This is a genomic window from Sulfitobacter sp. IGS-18 (assembly GCF_059628195.1).
On record NZ_CM184556.1, the window covers coordinates 1,990,318 to 2,008,926 of the forward strand.

Here is an 18,609-nt window from a genome sequence, read left to right on the forward strand (position 1 = left end):
TCTCTCACTCTCCAACGAAAGAGCGCAGCAGCACCGCGCCCAGGAAAACGCCGTTGGCACAGAGCAGACACATCGTCGCCAGTGACCCCAGATCCTTGGCATCGCGCGCAAACGCGGCCCAGTCGGGGGCTAGATGATCGACAATGCATTCGACCGCCGTGTTAAGCGCCTCAGTGGCGATCAGGCAGAAAAACAGGATCAGCAGAATCGCGTAATCCGTCATTTCGGCCCCAGCGATGGCCAAAAGCCCGAATCCCAAAAGCAGAGCAAGCACGATATGCCGGAACGCCGTCTCTTGCCAGAGCCTGCGGAGCCCGGCGCAGGAATAGCCCGCCGCCGCCCAAAGATGCGGCAGCCCGGTGACGCGTGGTGGTTTCGGACGGGGCGAATTCGGGGGGGCGACCGTCATTTCTGCGCCACCCGTTGCGATCTGTGGCAGGGGGCGAAAATGTCCAGCGCCGGGTCACGCTCGCGCGTCGAGATGTCCAGCATCCCCAGCAGGGAGTGGAAGAGGTTGTCATGCGACAGGGCAACATCGGCGTGCTGTGACAGGCAGGCGTCATCCAGATTGAACTGCGTCTTGAACCCCTCCGACATCCACAGGACCATCGGCACCGTGGTTTGATAGGCAGGTGCCATGAAATAGGGCGACCCGTGCAGGTAAAGGCCAGATTCTCCCAGCGATTCGCCATGGTCGGAGACATAGATCAGCGCAGTGTTCAGGTTGGATTTCTGGTCCAGCAGGTCGATGGTGCGGGCCAGCACGGCGTCGGTATAGGCGATGGTATTGTCATAGGCGTTGGTGATTTCCGCCGCCGTGCATTCCTTGAACTCTGCCGTGCGGCAGGCCGGTTTGAACCGTTCGAATGCCTCCGGATATCGCAGGTAATAGGTGGGACCATGGCTGCCGATCTGGTGCAGGACCAGAACGGTATCTTCGGTGATCGTGTCGGCAAAGCCTTCGAGCGCCTGCATGAATATCCCGTCCATGCATTCGCCCGAGGCGCAGAATTCGGCATTTTCGGTGTTGGTAAAGCTGCGGCTTTTCAGACGGCGGGCCAGCCCCTTGTCGCCGGTGTTGTTGTCCCACCATTCGACATGCAGACCGGCGTGGTCCAGCACATCCAGCACGTTCTGATGCGAGACACCCTTTTCATAGGAATATTCCTGCCGCGTGAAGCGGGAGAACATGCAGGGCAGGGAGACAGCCGTTGCCGTCCCGCAGGAGGAGACATTGGCAAAGTTGATCACATCCCGCCCGCCCAGCATCGGGGTGGTATCCCTTTCATATCCGTTCAGCCCGAAATTATGCGCCCTTGCGGTCTCGCCCGCCACGACGATGGTGAGCACCGGTTTGCGGCTGCCCTCATAGGATGGTCCGCGATGGGCGTCTTCCCCGATCGGCTGCACCGTGACATCGGCGGTGGCAGAGATCATCCGCGCATAGCGGATGGCGCCAACCATCGGCGCGAAGGGCTGGAAGCTGCTCATCAGGTCTTTGCGTTCGCGAAAGACGGCGGCATAGGATTTCAGGTCAGCCATCAGGAACCCGGCACAAAGCGCCAGCGTCAGGGCAAAGCAGACAGCGGGCAATGCCACGGTGCGAAGCAGGCTCTGCCGCTTGATCCTAATGGCGAAAAGCGCCAGCGCGGGCAGGATGCCGGTCAGACCCACGTGGGTGACAAACCCCGCCGTGATCAGGTGTTTCGATTCCGTGACCGTGGTCACCATGACATTCTGGATCATGTCGCGGTCTATGATCACCCCAAGCTGGTCCATGTAATAGGAGGTCACAGCCCCCAGGATCAGGACAAATGCGAGGAATGGTTTGACCACGTAAGGAAAGGAAAACACACTTTGCACCGCCAGCGCGAGGCAGAAGACCGCCGCGATGAACCCCGCAAAGGACAGCATATGCCCGGCAAAGACATCCGATCCGATCCGCCAGAAGGTCGCGTTATGCACCGCAAAGACAAAGATCGCCGTCACAAGGCTCAGCCCCAGCGGGGTAAATTCGGGGCGCTTTGCCCATGCGCTGCGCAAAGTATCCGTTCGGGAAAGGGTCATGAAGTGTTGTCCGCATTGTTGTTCCCTGCGGTCTTGACCAGTGCAACCTTACGCGAACCTTACGAACTGCGTCCTGACGTCGGATCAAGGCAATGCGTTGCGCCAAAATACAAAAAACGCCCCAGAGGGCGCTTTGCAGATCGGACGGGAAGGGGGGCTTGTCGGGGTCAGCCGCCCCAGCTGCGGACCTGGCCGCAATCCATATGGACGAAGTTGGAGCCGGAATAACGCCCGACGCCGCCACCGTGGCAGGCCATCGCCGCCTTGGCCATCTGGTTGACCGACCGGGAGGCAAGCCGCAGATCGGCAGCCTGGCCGCGCATGTGCAGCGAATTCTTTGCCACCCCGCGCGAGCGAGAGCGCAGCATCGCGTTTGTCTGGGGGCTGCGGTAGCCGGACAGCAGCATGTAGGGTTCGTTCACGTCCAGCAGGTTGTGCGATGCCGCCATGATGTCGACGGTGCGCAGGTCGATGTTCTTGACCAGGTCATTGCGCCAGTCGCGCATGAAATAGGTGATCTCCTGCACCGCGTCCTTGATGTACTCACCTTCGATCCAGTAGATCATGTCGATGCGTTCACCGGTGCGCCCGGAATACATGCGAATGCGCCGGATATCCCCGCCACCGCGCAGGAAACCTGCCGCATTTGAATATGTTGGTGCTGATGCTACCGCAGTTGCTGCGAATGCGCCAAGGAGGGCGCGCCGGGTCATACCCGAAGAGCTGATGCCTGTCATGATCTCTGTCCCGTCGTCTCTGCCTGTGGCCATGATGTTACATGGGCCGTTCATCTCTTCCCCAGATGCAACATCGTTATTGCATAGTGAATTTTCATTACCAAGGGCTGAATCCATAAGGTTCCCGCTATCCGCAATTTTAGGCGAAATTTTGCGCATTTTTTGATTATGTGGTTCTGACGCCACGGGCCGCAGGTGCCTTTTTCGCATCATATGGGCGACAGATTCACCACCTGTTACAAATGTGAATGGACAGTTCCGCGGCAAGCCCCGAAAACTGAATCCGCTGTATGTTCATATTTTCAGGGGGTATTCATGACGCGATATTTTACGGGCAGCCGCCGCACATTGCTGATCGCGGCGCTTGCGATTGTGATCACCGGTTTCGGGCTGGTCCGGCCGGTTCAGGCGCAGGTCACCGCATTCAAGCAGGCCGTGGCAGAGGCCGCCGCCGATGATGCTGATATCGCAGAATTCTACCGAAACACATCCTATACCCCGATCTGGACCGCTGCCGACGATGCCAGCCGCGCCCGTCGCGCCGAACTGATGCGCGCGATCCAATCCGCCGCCTCTCACGGGCTGCCGGTGGCACGCTACGATCCCGCAGCGCTTCTGGCCCGGCTGAGCAGCGTGCGCTCGCCCCGCGACCGGGGCCTTGCCGAAGTCGAGATGAGCAAGGTTTTCCTGACCTATGCCCGTGACATCCAGACCGGTGTTCTGAACCCCAAGCGGATCGACAGCCGCATCGTACGCGAGATTCCCTATCGCGACCGTGGTGCCTATCTTTCGGGCATCGCCATCTCCAAACCCGCCGCCTTCTTCCGGGCGCTGCCGCCGCGCAGCATGGAATACAACGCCCTGCTCAAGGAAAAGGTGGTGATGGAAAAACTGCTGGCGCAGGGGGGCTGGGGCCCTCAGGTTGCGGCCAGCAAGCTGGAACGCGGCGCAACCGGACCTGCGGTGATTGCCCTGCGCAACCGGCTGATCGCGATGGACTATCTTGAGCGCAACAACGGGCGGACCTTTGACCAGGCCATGACCGACGCAGTCAAGCAGTTCCAGATCGACCATGGGCTGAACGACGATGGCGTCGTCGGGGGCGAAACCCTCAAGCAGATCAACGTGGATGTGGAGACACGTCTGCAATCCGTGCTGGTGGCGCTTGAGCGTGAACGCTGGTTCAACACCGAGCGCGGCAAGCGTCACATCCTGGTGAACCTGCCCGACTTCACCGCCAAGATCATCGACGACGGTGTGGTGACCTTCGAGACCCGTTCGGTTGTCGGCGCCAATCAGGGGGACCGCCCGACACCTGAATTCTCCGACATGATGGAACATATGGTGGTGAACCCCAGCTGGTATGTCCCGCGCTCCATCGTGACAAATGAATATCTGCCCGCGCTGCGCCGCAATCCGAACGCGGCAAGCCACATCATCATCACCGACAGCAGGGGCCGCAGGGTCAACCGCGGCGCGGTCAATTTCTCGCGCTACACGGCGCGGAACTTTCCCTATTCCATGCGCCAGCCGCCCAGCCGTTCCAATGCGCTTGGTCTGGTCAAGTTCATGTTCCCCAACAAGTACAACATCTACCTGCATGACACGCCGGCCAAGAGCCTCTTTGCCCGCGACGTGCGCGCCTTCAGCCACGGTTGCATCCGCCTCGCGGACCCGTTCGATTTCGCCTATGCGCTGCTGGCGCGGCAGTCGGACGATCCCGAGGGGGATTTCCAGCGTGTGCTGCGCACCGGCGCGGAAACCAAGGTCAAGCTGGAGCAGCCGGTGCCGGTGCATATCATCTACCGCACAGCCGTTACCAATGCGCGTGGCCATACCGAATACCGGGCCGACATCTATGGCCGGGACGCCAAGATCTGGAATGCGCTTGCCAATGCGGGGGTGGTCTTGGGCGGCGTTCAGGGTTAACTCTGGCCCTGCATCACGCAGGGGGTGAACGCATGGGCCATACGGTCAGGGAAATAGCCGACAGCATCGGCGCGCGGGCCGAAGGTGATCTGGATCTGGTGATCACCCGCGCGGCGGAACCTGCCAGCGCGGGGCCGGATGACCTGGCCATGGCCTCCACCCCGAAATATGCCGAAATGCTGGCGCAGGGGCAGGCGCGTGCCGCCATGCTCTGGCCCGGTGCCGACTGGCAGGCGATGGGGCTGCGCGCTGCCGTCCTGCCGGACCGACCGCGCTTTGCCATGTCCGGCCTGACCCGGATGCTGGATCAGGGGCAGGGCTTTGCCACCGGGATCCATCCAGCCGCCATCATCGACGACAGGGCCGAACTGGGCGAGGGGGTCAGCGTGGGCCCGCTGGCGGTGATCAGCGCAGGCGCGCGGATTGGCGCAGGCTCCGTGATCGGCCCGCAGTGTTTCATCGGCCGGGACGCGCACCTGGGCCCCGACTGTTTTCTGCGCGAACAGGTCAGCATTGGCGCAAGGGTGCGGATCGGCGCGCGGTTCATCGCGCAGCCGGGGGTGCGGATCGGCGGCGACGGATTTTCCTTTGTGACACCTGAGCCAAGTGCCGTGGAAAACGCCCGCAAGACGCTGGGCGACCAGGGTGATGCCAAACCGCAGGCCTGGGCGCGCATCCATTCGCTGGGGGCTGTGACCATCGGCGATGATGTGGAAATCGGCATGAACACCACCGTGGACAGCGGCACCATCCGCGACACGAGGATCGGCAATGGCACCAAGCTGGACAGCCAGATCCAGATTGGCCACAACGTGGTTGTGGGCAATGACACGCTGATCTGCGCCCAGGTTGGCGTTGCCGGGTCTTCGGTGATCGGCAACAACGTGGTTCTGGGCGGTCAATCAGGCGTCAGCGACAATATCTTTATCGGGGACCGCGTGATTCTGGGGGCCGCAACCAAGGCACTGTCGAATGTGCCCGCCGGCCGCACGATGCTGGGCTATCCCGCCACGCAGATGGAAAATCAGATGGAAATCTACAAGGCGCTGCGCCGTCTGCCCAGGTTGCTGCGCGACGTCGCCGCGCTGAGAAAGATGGTTTCCAAATCGTCTCAGGATGGCTAAAGCATCCCCGTGCATTGGATGGGAAGAACGTCATGGACATCAAGGATCAGGTCATCGCCATCATCGCGGAACAGGCCATGTTGGAACCGCAGGATGTGACGCCGGAGAGCACGCCAGAGGATCTCGGCATTGACAGCATGGGGCTGGTGGAAAGCATTTTCGCCATCGAGGAAGCCTTTGATATCTCCATTCCCTTCAACGCCAATGATCCCGACGCTTCGGATTTCGACATCTCGTCGGTGGCCACGATCATCGCAGGGATCGAACGGCTCAAGGCCGAACAGGGCTGAGATGACATGAAACGTGTCGTCATCACCGGCGCCGGCACCATCAACGCCCTTGGCCACAATGTACCCGATACTCTGGAAGCGATGCGCGAAGGCGTTTGCGGCATTGGTCCGTTGTCCTTCCGCGACGTGGAGCGCCTGCAGATCCAGATCGGCGGGCAGGTGCGCGGCTTTGACGCCGAAGGCCGGTACAACCGGCAGCAGATATCGCTTTATGACCGGTTCACCTTGTTTACCCTGGCCGCAGCCCGTGAGGCCATCGAGCAATCCGGGCTGACGTTTTCGGGTGAATTATCCGCCAAGGCAGGCGTTGTGCTGGGCACGGCCGGCGGCGGCGTGTCGACCTGGGACGACAATTACCGTGCCGTTTATGAAGAGGGCAAGAACCGGGTGCATCCCTTTGTCGTGCCCAAGCTGATGAACAATGCCGCCGCCTCCCATGTCAGCATGGAATGGAACCTCAAGGGGCCGTCCTTTACCGTTTCCACCGCCTGTGCCTCCTCCAACCACGCGATGGCGCAGGCCTTTGCCATGGTGCGCTCGGGCATGGCCCCGGCGATGATCACCGGCGGATCGGAATCGATGTTGTGCTTTGGCGGGGTCAAGGCCTGGGAAGGGCTGCGCGTCATGAGCCGCGACGCCTGCCGCCCGTTCTCGGCCAATCGCAACGGCATGGTGCAGGGCGAGGGGGCCGGCATCTTTGTCTTTGAGGAAATGGAACATGCCCGCAAACGCGGTGCCGAGATCCTTTGCGAAGTCATCGGCTTTGCCATGACCTCGGACGCGAGCGACATCGTGATGCCGTCAAAGGCCGGTGCCGCCCGTGCGATTGCGGGTGCCCTGGAGGATGGCCGGATCAACCGAGAAGAGGTCGGCTATATCAACGCGCATGGCACCGGGACGGCGGCCAATGACAAGACCGAATGCGCGGCGGTGGCCGATACTTTCGGTCCGCAGGCGGACAAGCTGATGATTTCCTCCACCAAGTCGATGCATGGTCACCTGATCGGCGGCACCGGTGCAGTGGAACTGCTGGCCTGCATCATGGCCCTGCGCGACGGGGTGATCGCCCCTACCATCGGTTATGAAGAACCCGACCCGGAATGCGCCCTGGATGTGGTGCCAAACACGGCGCGGGAGGCCAAGGTCAATGTGGCCCTGTCCAATGCCTTTGCCTTTGGCGGCATGAATGCGGTTCTGGCCCTGCGCAAGGTCTGAACCCGCAGGACCAGAAGGCCGGGCTTACAGCGAATATCGTTTGCAGATCAGCCCGTCCGGTGTGCGGTAGGTCTCGAACCCGATGGCCTGGTAATATGCCAGCCCTTCCGGGTTGTCGGCGGCGATGCTGGCGTCGATATGTTGCAGCCCCGCGGCCTTTGCGGCCTCCAGCGTGGCGCTGAACAGGGCGCGGCCCACGCCGCGACGCGCAGCCTCGGGGCGGATGTGCGTGCCGATGATGCCCCAGCCCGGGGTCACATCATAGATGTTTCCCTTGCACGCCAGTTTCAGCGACTGGAACCCCAGAACCGTCTCATCGGCATCCTCTGCCACTGAGCAGCGGATCCCGTCGGGGTCTTCAAGATAGTGCCGGCGCACGAAATCTGCATCGCTGGGGTTGCGCCGCTTGCCCAGTTCACGCAACCGGGTCAGGAAGTCGCTCATTTGCCGGACATCCCGGAGTTCCGCCTGTCTGATCTTCATGCCATGGTTCCTTCTGCAACAGAAAGGGCCGCCTCCCGGCAGCCCTTTTCCAATGTCTTTCCAATGCTGTGAGCCGCTTACTGGTCGATGACCGAAGACTTGTCAAAGCTCGCCGTGAATCCATCCAGCGACAGGGTCAGCTTGACCTGCTGATCGGGGGCCAGCGCCGGCACGATGGTGATGATCGCTTCTTTTCCGCGCTTGAAGGCGGCAACGTCATCGGCCGTCAGGCCCAGCCGCACATAGCATCCCACCGGGTTGCAGAAGGCATAAGGGTAGCGCCGCGCCTTGCCGCCATCCACCGCGACGGTCAATTGCTGGGGCAGGGCGGTTTCCAGCGGCACAACAATTGTTGCCCCGGCTACGGCCTTGCCACCATCGGGCAGGCGGAACAGCGAAAACTCGGCAACAGGTGCACCCTGGCCGTCATCCAGAAGCTGGTACATCTGGCAGGGTTCGCTGCCATCCTCACCCTTGATGCAACGCATTTCCCAGGCGCCGACGACTTCCTTGGTATAGGGTTTGCCGATCTCCGGCTCGCCATCGGCATTTTCGCCAAGGCTCAGCTGATCTTCGATCTTGGGGGCCGTGCCGGTGCCGGGTGTCGCCTCCTGCTCGGTGGCTGGGGGCGTTTCTGTCGTCTGTGCAAATAGCACTGCGGGGGCCGCGCAGGCCAAAGCCAGGGCGACGGGCAGGGCAGTCAGAAATCTACTCATGTCAAATCCACGATTGTTGCGTTACTGCGCTCTACCATGAAGCAAAAACAATGTCAGTGGGCCGGCAAGGAAAAGTGAGGCCGCGCACGCAAATTCCCGCTGATCTGCCCTGGGTGCCGCCCGGCCCGGAAACGCAAAAAGAGGACGCGTGGCGTCCTCTTTTCACCTTAGTTCTCTCCCCGTCGGACTGGGCCGACTTATTGCCGCGACGTTACGAAAGCGCCGCTCGCGGGTCAACAGGAAAAACGGCAAAGATTTGCCGGTCCATATTGACACCTGTTCGCAAGGCAAAAAGGGCCGCACCCGAAGGCGCGGCCAGTCTGACAGGGAGGATGCCCGTGACCAAAAGGACAATGATCAGGGCAAGAAGACTATGGCGCAGGGGAGTTAAGATTGTATGCTCATCGCTGAGAAATTCCGGCGGCGGCAGGGCTGCTGCGCCACAAGGGGCACCATGTGACACAAGACATCTTTATCGGCGGCGGCGGTGCGGATTACGCCACCCCGCAATTCCTGAACATCGGCTATGCCAACCGCCACGGGCTAATCGCGGGCGCCACCGGGACCGGCAAAACGGTGACACTGCAAATTCTCGCCGAAGGGTTTTCGGCGCAGGGTGTGCCGGTCTTTCTGTCGGACGTCAAAGGCGACCTGTCGGGGCTGGCGCTGTCAGGCTCTGCCGCGCACAAGCTGCACGAGGCCTTTACCAGCCGCGCCGAAAAGATCGGGTTCTCCGACTACAGCTATAGCGCCTTTCCGGTCACCTTCTGGGATCTTTACGGCGAACAAGGCCATCCGGTCCGTACCACGGTCTCGGAAATGGGGCCGCTGCTGCTGTCGCAGCTGCTTGGCCTGAGCGAGGCCCAGGAGGGTATCCTGAACATCGCCTTCCGGGTCGCGGACGAGGATGGCTTGCCGCTGCTGGACCTCAAGGACCTGCAGGCCCTTCTGGTCTGGATCGGCGAGAACGCCCATGACCTCAGCCTGCGCTACGGCAATGTCTCCACCGCTTCTGTCGGCACGATCCAGCGCCGCCTGCTGGTGCTGGAAAATCAGGGCGCGGCAGACCTCTTTGGTGAACCGGCACTGGCACTGGAGGACATGATGCGAACCGATCAGGACGGGCGCGGGATGATCAACATCCTGGCTGCCGACAAACTGATGGGCGCGCCGAAACTCTATGCCACATTCCTGCTTTGGTTGCTTTCGGAACTGTTCGAGGAACTGCCCGAGGTCGGCGACCCCGACAAGCCCAGGCTGGTCTTCTTCTTCGACGAGGCGCATCTTCTGTTCGACGATGCGCCCAAGGCATTGGTGGACAAGGTCGAACAGGTGGCGCGGCTGATCCGCTCCAAGGGGGTTGGGGTCTATTTCATCACCCAGAACCCGGCTGATGTGCCCGAAGACATCCTGGGCCAGCTTGGCAATCGCGTCCAGCACGCGTTGCGCGCCTTTACCGCGAAAGACCAGAAAGACCTGCGCCTCGCCGCCCAGACCTATCGCGACAACCCTGCCTTCAGCACCGAAGAGGCGATCCGCGAGGTTGGTGTCGGCGAGGCGGTGACCTCCATGCTGCAAAAGAAAGGGGTGCCCGGGATCGTCGAACGCACGCTGATCCGACCCCCGTCGTCACAGCTCGGGCCAATCGACCCCGCTGAACGCGCGGCCCTGATGACGTCATCCCCGATGGCCGGCAAATACGACACCAGGCTGGACCGTGAAAGCGCCTTCGAGATCCTGCGCGCCCGCGCCGACAAGGCCGCTGCCGACGCCGCCAGAGCCGAAGCGGATGCCGCAGGGGCCGAGGAACAGGCACAGGATGCCGAAACCCCCGCCTTGCGCGAATTCAACAATGCGCGGCGCTATGCGGGCAAGGGGGCCAGCCGGCCGGCCCCGCGCGGGCAGGACAAGAGCTGGTCACGCGAGATCGGCGGCGCTGTCGGCAGTGTCTTCATCAAGGAACTCAAGGGCACGACAGGCCGCCGCATCGTGCGCGGCATCCTGGGCGGTCTCTTCAAGGGGCGGTAGGCGCACCGGGCAGAGCCGTGGGCGGTGCTTTCGGTGCGCAGCAACCCGGACTTTTCAAAAAGTCCGGACCGGAGTTTTCAAAAACTCCGATACGCGAACAGCGCGGGCCTATGTCGATCATGGAACCTGAGGCCGCAACAAGCCGCCGTATTCTGGGCGGTCTCTTCAAGGGGCGGTAGGCCCGCCGGGCAGAGCCGTGGGCGGTGCTTTCGGTGCGCAGCAGCCCGGACTTTTCAAAAAGTCCGGACCGGAGTTTTCAAAAACTCCGATACGCGAACATCGCGGGCCTATGCCGATCATGGAACCCGAGGCCGCAACAAACCGCCGTATTCTGGGCGGTCTCTTCAAGGGGCGGTAGGCCCGCCGGGCAGAGCCGCGGGCGGTGCTTTCGGTGCGCAGCAGCCCGGACTTTTCAAAAAGTCCGGACCGGAGTTTTCAAAAACTCCGATACGCGAACAGCGCGGGCCTATGTCGATCAAGGAACCCGAGGCCGCAACAAGCCGCCGTATTCTGGGCGGTCTCTTCAAGGGGCGGTAGGCCCGCCGGGCAGAGCCGTGGGCGGTGCTTTCGGTGCGCAGCAGCCCGGACTTTTCAAAAAGTCCGGACCGGAGTTTTCAAAAACTCCGATACGCGAACATCGCGGGCCTATGCCGATCATGGAACCCGAGGCCGCAACAAACCGCCGTATTCTGGGCGGTCTCTTCAAGGGGCGGTAGGCCCGCCGGGCAGAGCCGCGGGCGGTGCTTTCGGTGCGCAGCAGCCCGGACTTTTCAAAAAGTCCGGACCGGAGTTTTCAAAAACTCCGATACGCGAACAGCGCGGGCCTATGTCGATCAAGGAACCCGAGGCCGCAACAAGCCGCCGTATTCTGGGCGGTCTCTTCAAGGGGCGATAGGCGCGCCGGGCAGAGCCGCGGGCGGTGCTTTCGGTGCGCAGCAACCCGGACTTTTCAAAAAGTCCGGACCGGAGTTTTCAAAAACTCCGATACGCAAGCGCCGCAGACCTATTTCTCCGGTATCAACCCGCGTGGACTGAACCGCAGCACCAGCAGCAGCACCAGACCCATCGTCAACAAGCGCATGTGCGAGGCGCTTTCCAGCAGATGTGCGCGCAGGGGGGAATGCAGATCCATGCCCGAGGTGATGAGGTTCATCAGCCAAAACCCCATCGGCTCCACCTGCACCCAGAGGAACCAGATCAGGAACCCGCCCAGCACCGCGCCGAAATTGTTGCCCGATCCGCCCACGATCACCATCACCCAGATCAGGAAGGTAAACCGCAGCGGCTGGTAGGTGCCCGGCGTCAGCTGGCTGTCCATGGTGGTCATCATCGCACCCGCGATCCCGCAAATGGCGGAGCCCAGGATGAAGACCTGCAAATGCCGCGCCGTGACGTCCTTGCCCATCGCCTCTGCCGCGACTTCATTGTCGCGGATGGCGCGCAGCATGCGGCCCCAGGGCGAATGCAGGGCGCGTTGCGACATCCACATCAGCACGACCAGAACAATTCCGAACAGCGCGATGTAAAGCACCTTGACCCAGAGGGTCGAGGCCTCCACCGCGTTGAATCCGAAGCCCGCCGCGCGTTCGACAAATGCGGGCGAGTTCTGCAGGTCGATCTCGTAGGGCACGGGGCGCGGCACGCCGATCACGTTCTTGACCCCGCGGGTCAGCCAATCCTCGTTCTTGAGCACGGCAATGATGATTTCCGCGATGCCCAGCGTGGCAATGGCCAGATAGTCCGACCGCAGGCCCAGCGCCGTCTTGCCGATGATCCAGGCGGCCCCGGCGGCAAAAAGCCCGCCAACCGGCCAGGCCAGAAGCACCGGCAGGCCGAGCCCGCCCAGATAGCCGGTTTCGGCCGGGTTGATCGCCTCGATCCGCTCCACCGAGGGGTCCAGCAACGCCCGGAACAGGAAGAATCCGGCCACGAGAATGACGATGACCACAAGGCTGCGCCGCCATCCCGCCGCCATCCGGCGCATCACCAGGATCGTGGCAAAGATTGTCAGCGCCCCCAGCACCAGCGCCCCGATCACGCCAAAGCCGCCCGCGGCAAAGGCCCCCTCGGTCGGGGGCATGCCGACCAGCACCGCCGCCAGCCCGCCCAGGGCGACAAACCCCATGATCCCGACATTGAACAGCCCCGCAAAGCCCCATTGCAGATTCACCCCCAGCGCCATGATCGAAGAGATCAGCCCCATGGCGATGATCAACAGGGCCGAGTTCCAGCTTTGCTCGAAACCCACGTAAAGGATCAACAGCGCGATAATCCCGAAAAGAGCGGTGTTTTTCAGTGTCGCATTCATACCGACTGCCCCTTGAAAAGTCCGGTGGGTTTGAACAGAAGCACAATCAGCAGGATCACGAAACTGACCGCGAATTTGTAATCCGTGCTGAGCAGTTGCACGAGGCCCGAAGGCTCAAGGCTCTCTGGCATCAGGTAGACCAGGATCTTCTTCCAGGCATAGGTGATCGTCACCTCGGAAAAGGCGATCACGAAACCACCGGCGATGGCCCCCAGGGGGTTGCCGAGACCGCCGACAATGGCGCTGGCAAAGATCGGCAGCAGAAGCTGGAAATAGGTGAAGGGTTTGAACGTCTTGTCCAGACCGTAAAGCACCCCGGCAATCGTCGCGAGCCCGGCGACAATCATCCAGGTGATCATCACCACCCGCTCGGGGTTGATGCCCGACAGCAGCGCCAGATCCTCGTTGTCGGAATAGGCGCGCATCGACTTGCCCGCGCGGGTCCGGTTGAGGAACCAGAACAGCAGGGCAACCACGATGATCGCGGTCACGATGGTGATGCCCTGGGTGGTCTTGAAGGACAGCCCCTCGTCCAGCCCGGTGGCACTCTTGAATTCGCGGGCGGAGATGATGAACCGTTCGCCATCCAGGAAATTCTGATCATCCGCCCCGATGATGAACCGGGTGATACCGTTGTAGATAAAGGTCACCCCAAGCGAGACGATGACCAGGATCACCGGCTTTGCCTTTTTCTCGCGGTAAAAGCGATAGACCACGCGGTCGGTGCCCAGAAGCAGCAGGATGGTCAGGCCAATGGCAAAGGGCAGGGCGAGCAGGGCCGTGGGCAGTGGCCCCAGCGAGATGCCCCAGCTCTGGAACAGCCATGTCAGCAGCACCGCCGACATCGCCCCCATTGCCATCGTGTCGCCATGGGCAAAGTTGGAAAACCGCAGGATACCGTAGACCAGCGTGACCCCCAGCGCGCCAAGTGCCAGCTGGCTGCCATAGGCCACACCGGGGACAAAGACGTAATTCAGGAATGCAATCAGTGCGTTGAGAAGATCCATCAGAGTGAAAGCTCCATGTAGCGGCTGTAGGGCGCGTCAGCCTTGTAAGCGCCAAAGGCGGCGCAGTCGGTGAACCCGTGCCGTTCGTACAGCCTGTGCGCGGCTTCCAGACCCGGTTGCCCGGTCTCCAGCCGCAATGTCGGTATCTTGCGGTCGCGGGCGACGGCCATCAGATGCGAAAGCAGGGCCTGGGCAACACCGCGTCCGCGCGCTTTTTCGGCGACGAACATGGATTTGACTTCGCCATACTCCCGGAAATCGGCCAGCGCCACGCACCCCAGCGCGCTTTCGCTGTCTTTCGCCAGGAAAAAGTCGATATGCGGCGCGGCCAGTTTCTCCACCGACAGGAAATGATTTGCCTCGCTGGGGAAGAGGCTTTCCATCAGGGCATGGCTCGCTTCCAGCAGTTTTCGCGCCTGCGGCATGCCCGGATCAGCGACAGTGATTGTTATTTCTTTCGACACCTCAGCCCCCCAGAAAGCTCTTGCGGACTTCCGGGTCGGCCAGAAGCTCCTTGCCGGTGCCGGTATAGGCATTCGCCCCCTGCACCAGAACATAGCCCTTGTCCGCAATCTCAAGCGCCTGGCGGGCATTCTGTTCGACCATCAGGATCGGGATGCCGGTGCGCGCCACCTCGATGATCCGGTCGAAAAGCTCGTCCATCACGATGGGGCTTACCCCTGCGGTGGGTTCGTCCAGCATCAGCACCTTGGGCTGGGTCATCAGCGCGCGGCCCACGGCGACCTGCTGGCGCTGGCCGCCGGAAAGCTCACCCGCCGCCTGACGGCGTTTTTCCTTGAGGATCGGGAACAGGTCATAGACCTGCGCCATCGTATCGCTGAAATCGTCGGTGCGGATAAAGGCACCCATCTCAAGGTTTTCCTCCACCGTCATGGAGGTGAAGATGTTCGATGTCTGCGGGACAAAGCCCATGCCCTTGGCGACCCGGTCCTGCGGCGACAGGTCGGTGATGTCCTCGCCATCCAGCCGCACATGGCCCTTGCGCATGTCCAGCATCCCGAACACCGCCTTCATGCCGGTGGATTTGCCCGCCCCGTTGGGGCCGACGATCACGGCGATTTCGCCACGATCCACCGCAATGGTGCAATCATGCAGGATGTCAGGGCCATTGCCATAGCCCGCCGTCATCCCGTCCCCGATCAGGAAAGGGCCACCGGGGGCGGGATGGGCCTGCCCCTTGTGCTTCGGGATCACGCTGCCTTGCCCCTTGGGGTTGGCAATCGACACGTCCTTGTTGCCGCGGTCACCGTATGGATCGCTCATATCAGCCTCATTCCATGCTGGCCGCCTGGGGCGGCGCGTAATCTTCGGCGCAGGACACCGCATCCGCGCAATTGTCCCGCAGCAGCGCCACGAGGTCGCGCGATGCCGCGTCGAGTTGTTCGACGGATGTTTCGTTCGGGGCCTGCAGCCACAGCATGATCCGCGCCGCGCCCACCTGCGACAGCATCACGGCCTGCAGATAGGGCTCTCCCTCCCAGACATCGCGCTGAAGGTGGCGCAGGACGGTGGCATCCGGGAGGGTCAGCTTGTCAGCGATCAGAACCTCGGACGGGACTTCCGCATCGGCGGCAACCCATTCGGCATAGGTGGTATAGACCTCTTCCAGCGTGGCCAGATTGTCGGTAATCTCGTGGCCCGGCCATTCTTGCGTGAAATCAAGCACGTAGTTATCCAGCAGCAGGGTGGCGCCATCGCCGTACTGATCCCAGACAGCGGCTTCCCATGGGGTGCCGCGGTCGCACATCCAGATGTCCTGGCTGAGCTGCGCACAGGCCGCAGCCGTCTGGGGCAGGGCCACCAGCGCTGTGCCCAATGCCCATGCGATGGTGCGCAAGCTGATCACGAGTCGCTGTCCTCGACCGTGATCCGGTTTGCGGCGATGAAACGGTCGTGCAGGGCACGATGATCATCGGTCAACTCGGATCCGATGGACCAGGTCAGGAACTGGACCGCGTGATGGTCCATCAGCACCGCGGTATTGACATAAACCACATTGAGGCCCTTGACACGCAGGCCATAGATCATGGTTTCGCCCGGCACCTCATCCACGGGTTGATCAAACACGTCGATCACCGGTACCTCGCTTGTCGGCACGCCGACCGCATCTGCGGCACTGGAGATGATCAGGGCGCGATAATCCTCGCGTTCCATCCCGTCCGCCCGTCCGATGTTCTCGTAAACGATCCCGGCGTAATTGCGGCTGTCATGCTGAAAGATGCGGGTGAATTCGGTTCCGGTTGTGCTGGCGGGTCGCCAGTCAAGAATACTGCCACAAAAGCCAAGGACCGTGTTGATGGGAAGGCATTTACTATCTGTCTCGGCTGTACTGGCAAAACGCCAGGTCCGGTCGCTCAGCAATTCCACGCGTTTGCCGCCCAGAATGGTTTTTCCGATCACATCCGCCGTACCGCCAGCCGTCTGCGCGCTGGCGGGGCACTGCAGCAAGGCCGCAGCCACAACAAACGGAAAGGCATAGGAAAACTTCACGCCCCCACCTTGTCCTTGTTCTTCAATCCAGTCCCCAGATAGGCCTCGATCACATGTTCATTGGCCTTGATCTCGTCCAGCGTGCCCTGGGCCAACACATGGCCCTCCGCCATGCAGATCACCGGATCGCAGAGGCGGCCGATGAAATCCATGTCATGTTCGATGACCACGAAAGTATAGTTGCGTTCCTTGTTCAGGCGCAGGATCGCGTCGCCGATGGTGTTGAGCAGGGTCCGGTTCACGCCGGCCCCCACTTCGTCCAGGAACACGATCTTGGCATCCACCATCATGGTGCGGCCCAGTTCCAGCAGCTTTTTCTGTCCGCCCGAGATCTGGCCCGCCTTCTGATCGGCCAGATGTTCGATGGTCAGGAATTCAAGCACCTCGTCCGCCTTGGCCTTCAGCGCGCGCTCCTCATCGGCGATGCGTCTGGTGCCGAACCAGGTGTTCCACAGGGTTTCACCGCTTTGGCCACCGGGCACCATCATCAGGTTCTCGCGGCAGGTCATGGAGTGAAATTCATGGGCAATCTGGAAGGTGCGCAGCAATCCCTTGTGAAACAAAGTATGCGGCGGCAGACCTGTGATGTCCTCGCCATCCATGTAAACGCGACCGGAGGTCGGTTTAAGAACGCCTGCGATCACGTTGAAAAGAGTGGTTTTTCCGGCACCGTTCGGGCCGATCAACCCGGTGATGGAACCTGCTTCGATGGTCAGGCTTGCCCCGTCCACGGCGTGAAATCCACCAAAGTGTTTATGTATGTCGTCAACGACGATCATAAATCCATCCCCATGTCGGCCCTGTTCCGGGCACTTATCCGGCCCTGTTTCGGGCGCTTATATTTTGGATACAGCCCGGCATATGCGCCGGGCTGCACCTGTTTCCAGTCAAACCAGTCTGGCCTTACTTGTAGCCGATGGTTTCGTTCACGCCATTCTTGACTTCGATCATGCGGTAGGTCCCGGCAGATTCACCCGGTCCGATCAGTTCGACCGCAGAGGCACCGACATAGTCGATATCTTCGCCGTTCTTGATCAGTTCCAGCGCCTTGCCCAGCTCACCGGGGAAGATTTCGATGCCGGGGGCGTTGGCGACCTCAAGGATTTTTTCCTTGTAGGCGGCCGGGTCTGTCGAATTGGCGGCCTGCATGGCCAGCAGGAACAGCGCCGCTGCATCATAGGATTCAGGGGTATAGGGCGAGGTGCCATCAAAACCGGCTTCTTCCGCCATTTTGGTGAATGTCTCGATCCCATTGCCCTGCGAACCGGCGATCTGGCCATAAGAGCCGTCCAGATCCGGACCGATGGTCTTGGGCAGGTTCTCACCGATCATGCCGCCGGGCAGACCGAATGTGTCCCATGCGCCCGCGTCCAGTGCGGATTTGATGATGCCCGCACCACCCTGATCGAGGTAGCCCGCAACCACCAGCAGGTCGCCACCGGCAGAGGCCAGCGCGCCGACTTCGGCGGAATAATCCGCTTTGCCGTCTTCATGGGCCGCCACGATGGTCACTTCGCCGCCGATCGCCTTGAAGGAGGATTCGATCGCGTCGGCCAGACCCTTGCCATAGTCGTTGTTGGTATAGGTCAGGGCGATGGATTTGACGCCACGCTCCTGCAGGATTTCCGCCATCACTTCACCTTCACGCGCATCGGAGGGCGAGGTGCGGAAGAACAACCCGTTGTCTTCCATGGTGGTCAGGCCGGGCGATGTCGCGGAGGGCGAGATCATGACCATGCCGTTGGGGATCGCGACGTTCTGTAGCACAGCGCCGGTCACACCGGAGCAGTCCGCCCCGATCAGCCCGTTGATCCCTTCGGCAATCAGACGTTCGCCGCCGGAGACGGCCAGGCCGTTGTCGATACAGCCCGAGTCCGCACGCGCGCTTGTCACGGTCGCACCATCCAGCAGCATGCCGCTGTCGGTCACTTCCTTCATCGCCAGTTCGGCACCGGCGGCCATCGGACCGGTCAGCGATTCAATCGGGCCGGTAAAGCCGAATTCAATGCCGAGTTTCACTTCCTTCGCATGCGAGTCGGCAAAGGCCGTTGTTGCCACGAGTGCCGCAGCCGTTGAGGCCAAGAGCATCTTTTTCATGAGGTTTCTCCCTATTGGAACATGATGTTCGCAAGAAACGTAGGCAAAGGCTTGCGAAAAGAAAAGGAGTTTTTCCTCAGTAGAATAGCGCCAAACA

At 61.5% G+C, this 18,609-nt stretch carries 18 protein-coding genes; 5 read left to right on the forward strand and 13 right to left on the reverse strand.

Annotated elements, in window-relative coordinates; translation table 11 throughout:
- Window positions 1-4 precede the first annotated feature (4 nt).
- The 3 genes from ACWNZ3_RS09590 to mepK all read right to left on the reverse strand — a co-directional run bounded on the left by ACWNZ3_RS09590 (window position 5) and on the right by mepK (window position 2,804).
- Window positions 5-409 (reverse strand): diacylglycerol kinase, encoded by a 405-nt coding sequence (locus tag ACWNZ3_RS09590; RefSeq protein WP_269366224.1) that lies wholly within the window; start codon window positions 407-409, stop codon window positions 5-7.
- Window positions 406-2,067: a phosphoethanolamine transferase gene (locus ACWNZ3_RS09595; RefSeq protein WP_496899815.1), complete on the reverse strand. Its 1,662-nt coding sequence runs from the start codon at window positions 2,065-2,067 to the stop codon at window positions 406-408. Before ACWNZ3_RS09595 ends, ACWNZ3_RS09590 begins: the two co-directional genes overlap by 4 nt.
- A gap of 167 nt (window positions 2,068-2,234) precedes the next feature.
- Window positions 2,235-2,804 (reverse strand): peptidoglycan L,D-endopeptidase MepK, encoded by a 570-nt coding sequence (mepK, locus tag ACWNZ3_RS09600; protein WP_269366325.1) that lies wholly within the window; start codon window positions 2,802-2,804, stop codon window positions 2,235-2,237.
- Between the two features lie 315 nt (window positions 2,805-3,119).
- Here mepK and ACWNZ3_RS09605 point away from each other — a divergent pair, with 315 nt between their 5' ends.
- Genes ACWNZ3_RS09605 through ACWNZ3_RS09620 form a run of 4 tightly spaced genes read left to right on the forward strand, consistent with a single transcriptional unit; the run spans window position 3,120 to window position 7,362 of the window.
- The gene (locus tag ACWNZ3_RS09605) at window positions 3,120-4,733 is read left to right on the forward strand and encodes a L,D-transpeptidase family protein (RefSeq protein ID WP_496899816.1); all 1,614 of its coding nucleotides are present in this window, start codon (window positions 3,120-3,122) and stop codon (window positions 4,731-4,733) included.
- A gap of 32 nt (window positions 4,734-4,765) precedes the next feature.
- Window positions 4,766-5,857 carry a UDP-3-O-(3-hydroxymyristoyl)glucosamine N-acyltransferase gene (gene lpxD / locus ACWNZ3_RS09610; RefSeq protein ID WP_496899817.1) on the forward strand — a complete coding sequence of 364 codons (1,092 nt, stop codon included), beginning with the start codon at window positions 4,766-4,768 and terminating at the stop codon, window positions 5,855-5,857.
- A gap of 32 nt (window positions 5,858-5,889) precedes the next feature.
- Complete coding sequence (locus ACWNZ3_RS09615) at window positions 5,890-6,147, forward strand: acyl carrier protein (protein ID WP_496899818.1); 258 nt, start codon at window positions 5,890-5,892, stop codon at window positions 6,145-6,147.
- A 6-nt stretch (window positions 6,148-6,153) separates the two neighbouring features.
- Window positions 6,154-7,362, forward strand: a complete 1,209-nt coding sequence (locus ACWNZ3_RS09620; RefSeq protein ID WP_269366216.1) for a beta-ketoacyl-[acyl-carrier-protein] synthase family protein — start codon at window positions 6,154-6,156, stop codon at window positions 7,360-7,362.
- A gap of 24 nt (window positions 7,363-7,386) precedes the next feature.
- On the opposite strand, the gene ACWNZ3_RS09625 is transcribed toward ACWNZ3_RS09620, so the two are convergent.
- Together ACWNZ3_RS09625 and ACWNZ3_RS09630 are read right to left on the reverse strand one after the other, a co-directional pair.
- The gene (locus ACWNZ3_RS09625) at window positions 7,387-7,845 is read right to left on the reverse strand and encodes a GNAT family N-acetyltransferase (RefSeq protein WP_496899819.1); all 459 of its coding nucleotides are present in this window, start codon (window positions 7,843-7,845) and stop codon (window positions 7,387-7,389) included.
- A 77-nt stretch (window positions 7,846-7,922) separates the two neighbouring features.
- The gene (locus ACWNZ3_RS09630; RefSeq protein WP_269366214.1) at window positions 7,923-8,561 is read right to left on the reverse strand and encodes an invasion associated locus B family protein; all 639 of its coding nucleotides are present in this window, start codon (window positions 8,559-8,561) and stop codon (window positions 7,923-7,925) included.
- Window positions 8,562-9,017: 456 nt separating this feature from the next.
- On the opposite strand from ACWNZ3_RS09630, the gene ACWNZ3_RS09635 reads away from it, so the two are divergent.
- Entirely contained in the window at window positions 9,018-10,589 is a 1,572-nt protein-coding gene (locus ACWNZ3_RS09635) for a helicase HerA-like domain-containing protein (protein WP_496899820.1), read from the forward strand.
- Between the two features lie 1,003 nt (window positions 10,590-11,592).
- Here the strand turns inward: ACWNZ3_RS09635 and ACWNZ3_RS09640 are convergent.
- From ACWNZ3_RS09640 to ACWNZ3_RS09675, 8 genes are all read right to left on the reverse strand, one after another.
- Window positions 11,593-12,897 (reverse strand): branched-chain amino acid ABC transporter permease, encoded by a 1,305-nt coding sequence (locus ACWNZ3_RS09640; protein ID WP_496899821.1) that lies wholly within the window; start codon window positions 12,895-12,897, stop codon window positions 11,593-11,595.
- Window positions 12,894-13,904: a branched-chain amino acid ABC transporter permease gene (locus ACWNZ3_RS09645; RefSeq protein WP_269366208.1), complete on the reverse strand. Its 1,011-nt coding sequence runs from the start codon at window positions 13,902-13,904 to the stop codon at window positions 12,894-12,896. The genes ACWNZ3_RS09640 and ACWNZ3_RS09645 overlap by 4 nt, the downstream gene beginning before the upstream one ends.
- Window positions 13,904-14,368, reverse strand: coding sequence for a GNAT family N-acetyltransferase (locus tag ACWNZ3_RS09650; protein WP_496899822.1), 465 nt, complete (start codon window positions 14,366-14,368; stop codon window positions 13,904-13,906). Before ACWNZ3_RS09650 ends, ACWNZ3_RS09645 begins: the two co-directional genes overlap by 1 nt.
- 1 nt (window position 14,369) lies before the next feature.
- Entirely contained in the window at window positions 14,370-15,188 is an 819-nt protein-coding gene (locus ACWNZ3_RS09655) for an ABC transporter ATP-binding protein (protein WP_269366203.1), read from the reverse strand.
- A gap of 7 nt (window positions 15,189-15,195) precedes the next feature.
- Window positions 15,196-15,771, reverse strand: a complete 576-nt coding sequence (locus ACWNZ3_RS09660) for a hypothetical protein (protein WP_496899823.1) — start codon at window positions 15,769-15,771, stop codon at window positions 15,196-15,198.
- Window positions 15,768-16,415 (reverse strand): hypothetical protein, encoded by a 648-nt coding sequence (locus ACWNZ3_RS09665; protein WP_496899824.1) that lies wholly within the window; start codon window positions 16,413-16,415, stop codon window positions 15,768-15,770. The genes ACWNZ3_RS09660 and ACWNZ3_RS09665 overlap by 4 nt, the downstream gene beginning before the upstream one ends.
- The gene (locus ACWNZ3_RS09670) at window positions 16,412-17,194 is read right to left on the reverse strand and encodes an ABC transporter ATP-binding protein (RefSeq protein WP_274576614.1); all 783 of its coding nucleotides are present in this window, start codon (window positions 17,192-17,194) and stop codon (window positions 16,412-16,414) included. Before ACWNZ3_RS09670 ends, ACWNZ3_RS09665 begins: the two co-directional genes overlap by 4 nt.
- Window positions 17,195-17,318: 124 nt before the next feature.
- Window positions 17,319-18,512 carry an ABC transporter substrate-binding protein gene (locus tag ACWNZ3_RS09675; protein WP_269366199.1) on the reverse strand — a complete coding sequence of 398 codons (1,194 nt, stop codon included), beginning with the start codon at window positions 18,510-18,512 and terminating at the stop codon, window positions 17,319-17,321.
- Between the last annotated feature and the right edge of the window lie 97 nt (window positions 18,513-18,609).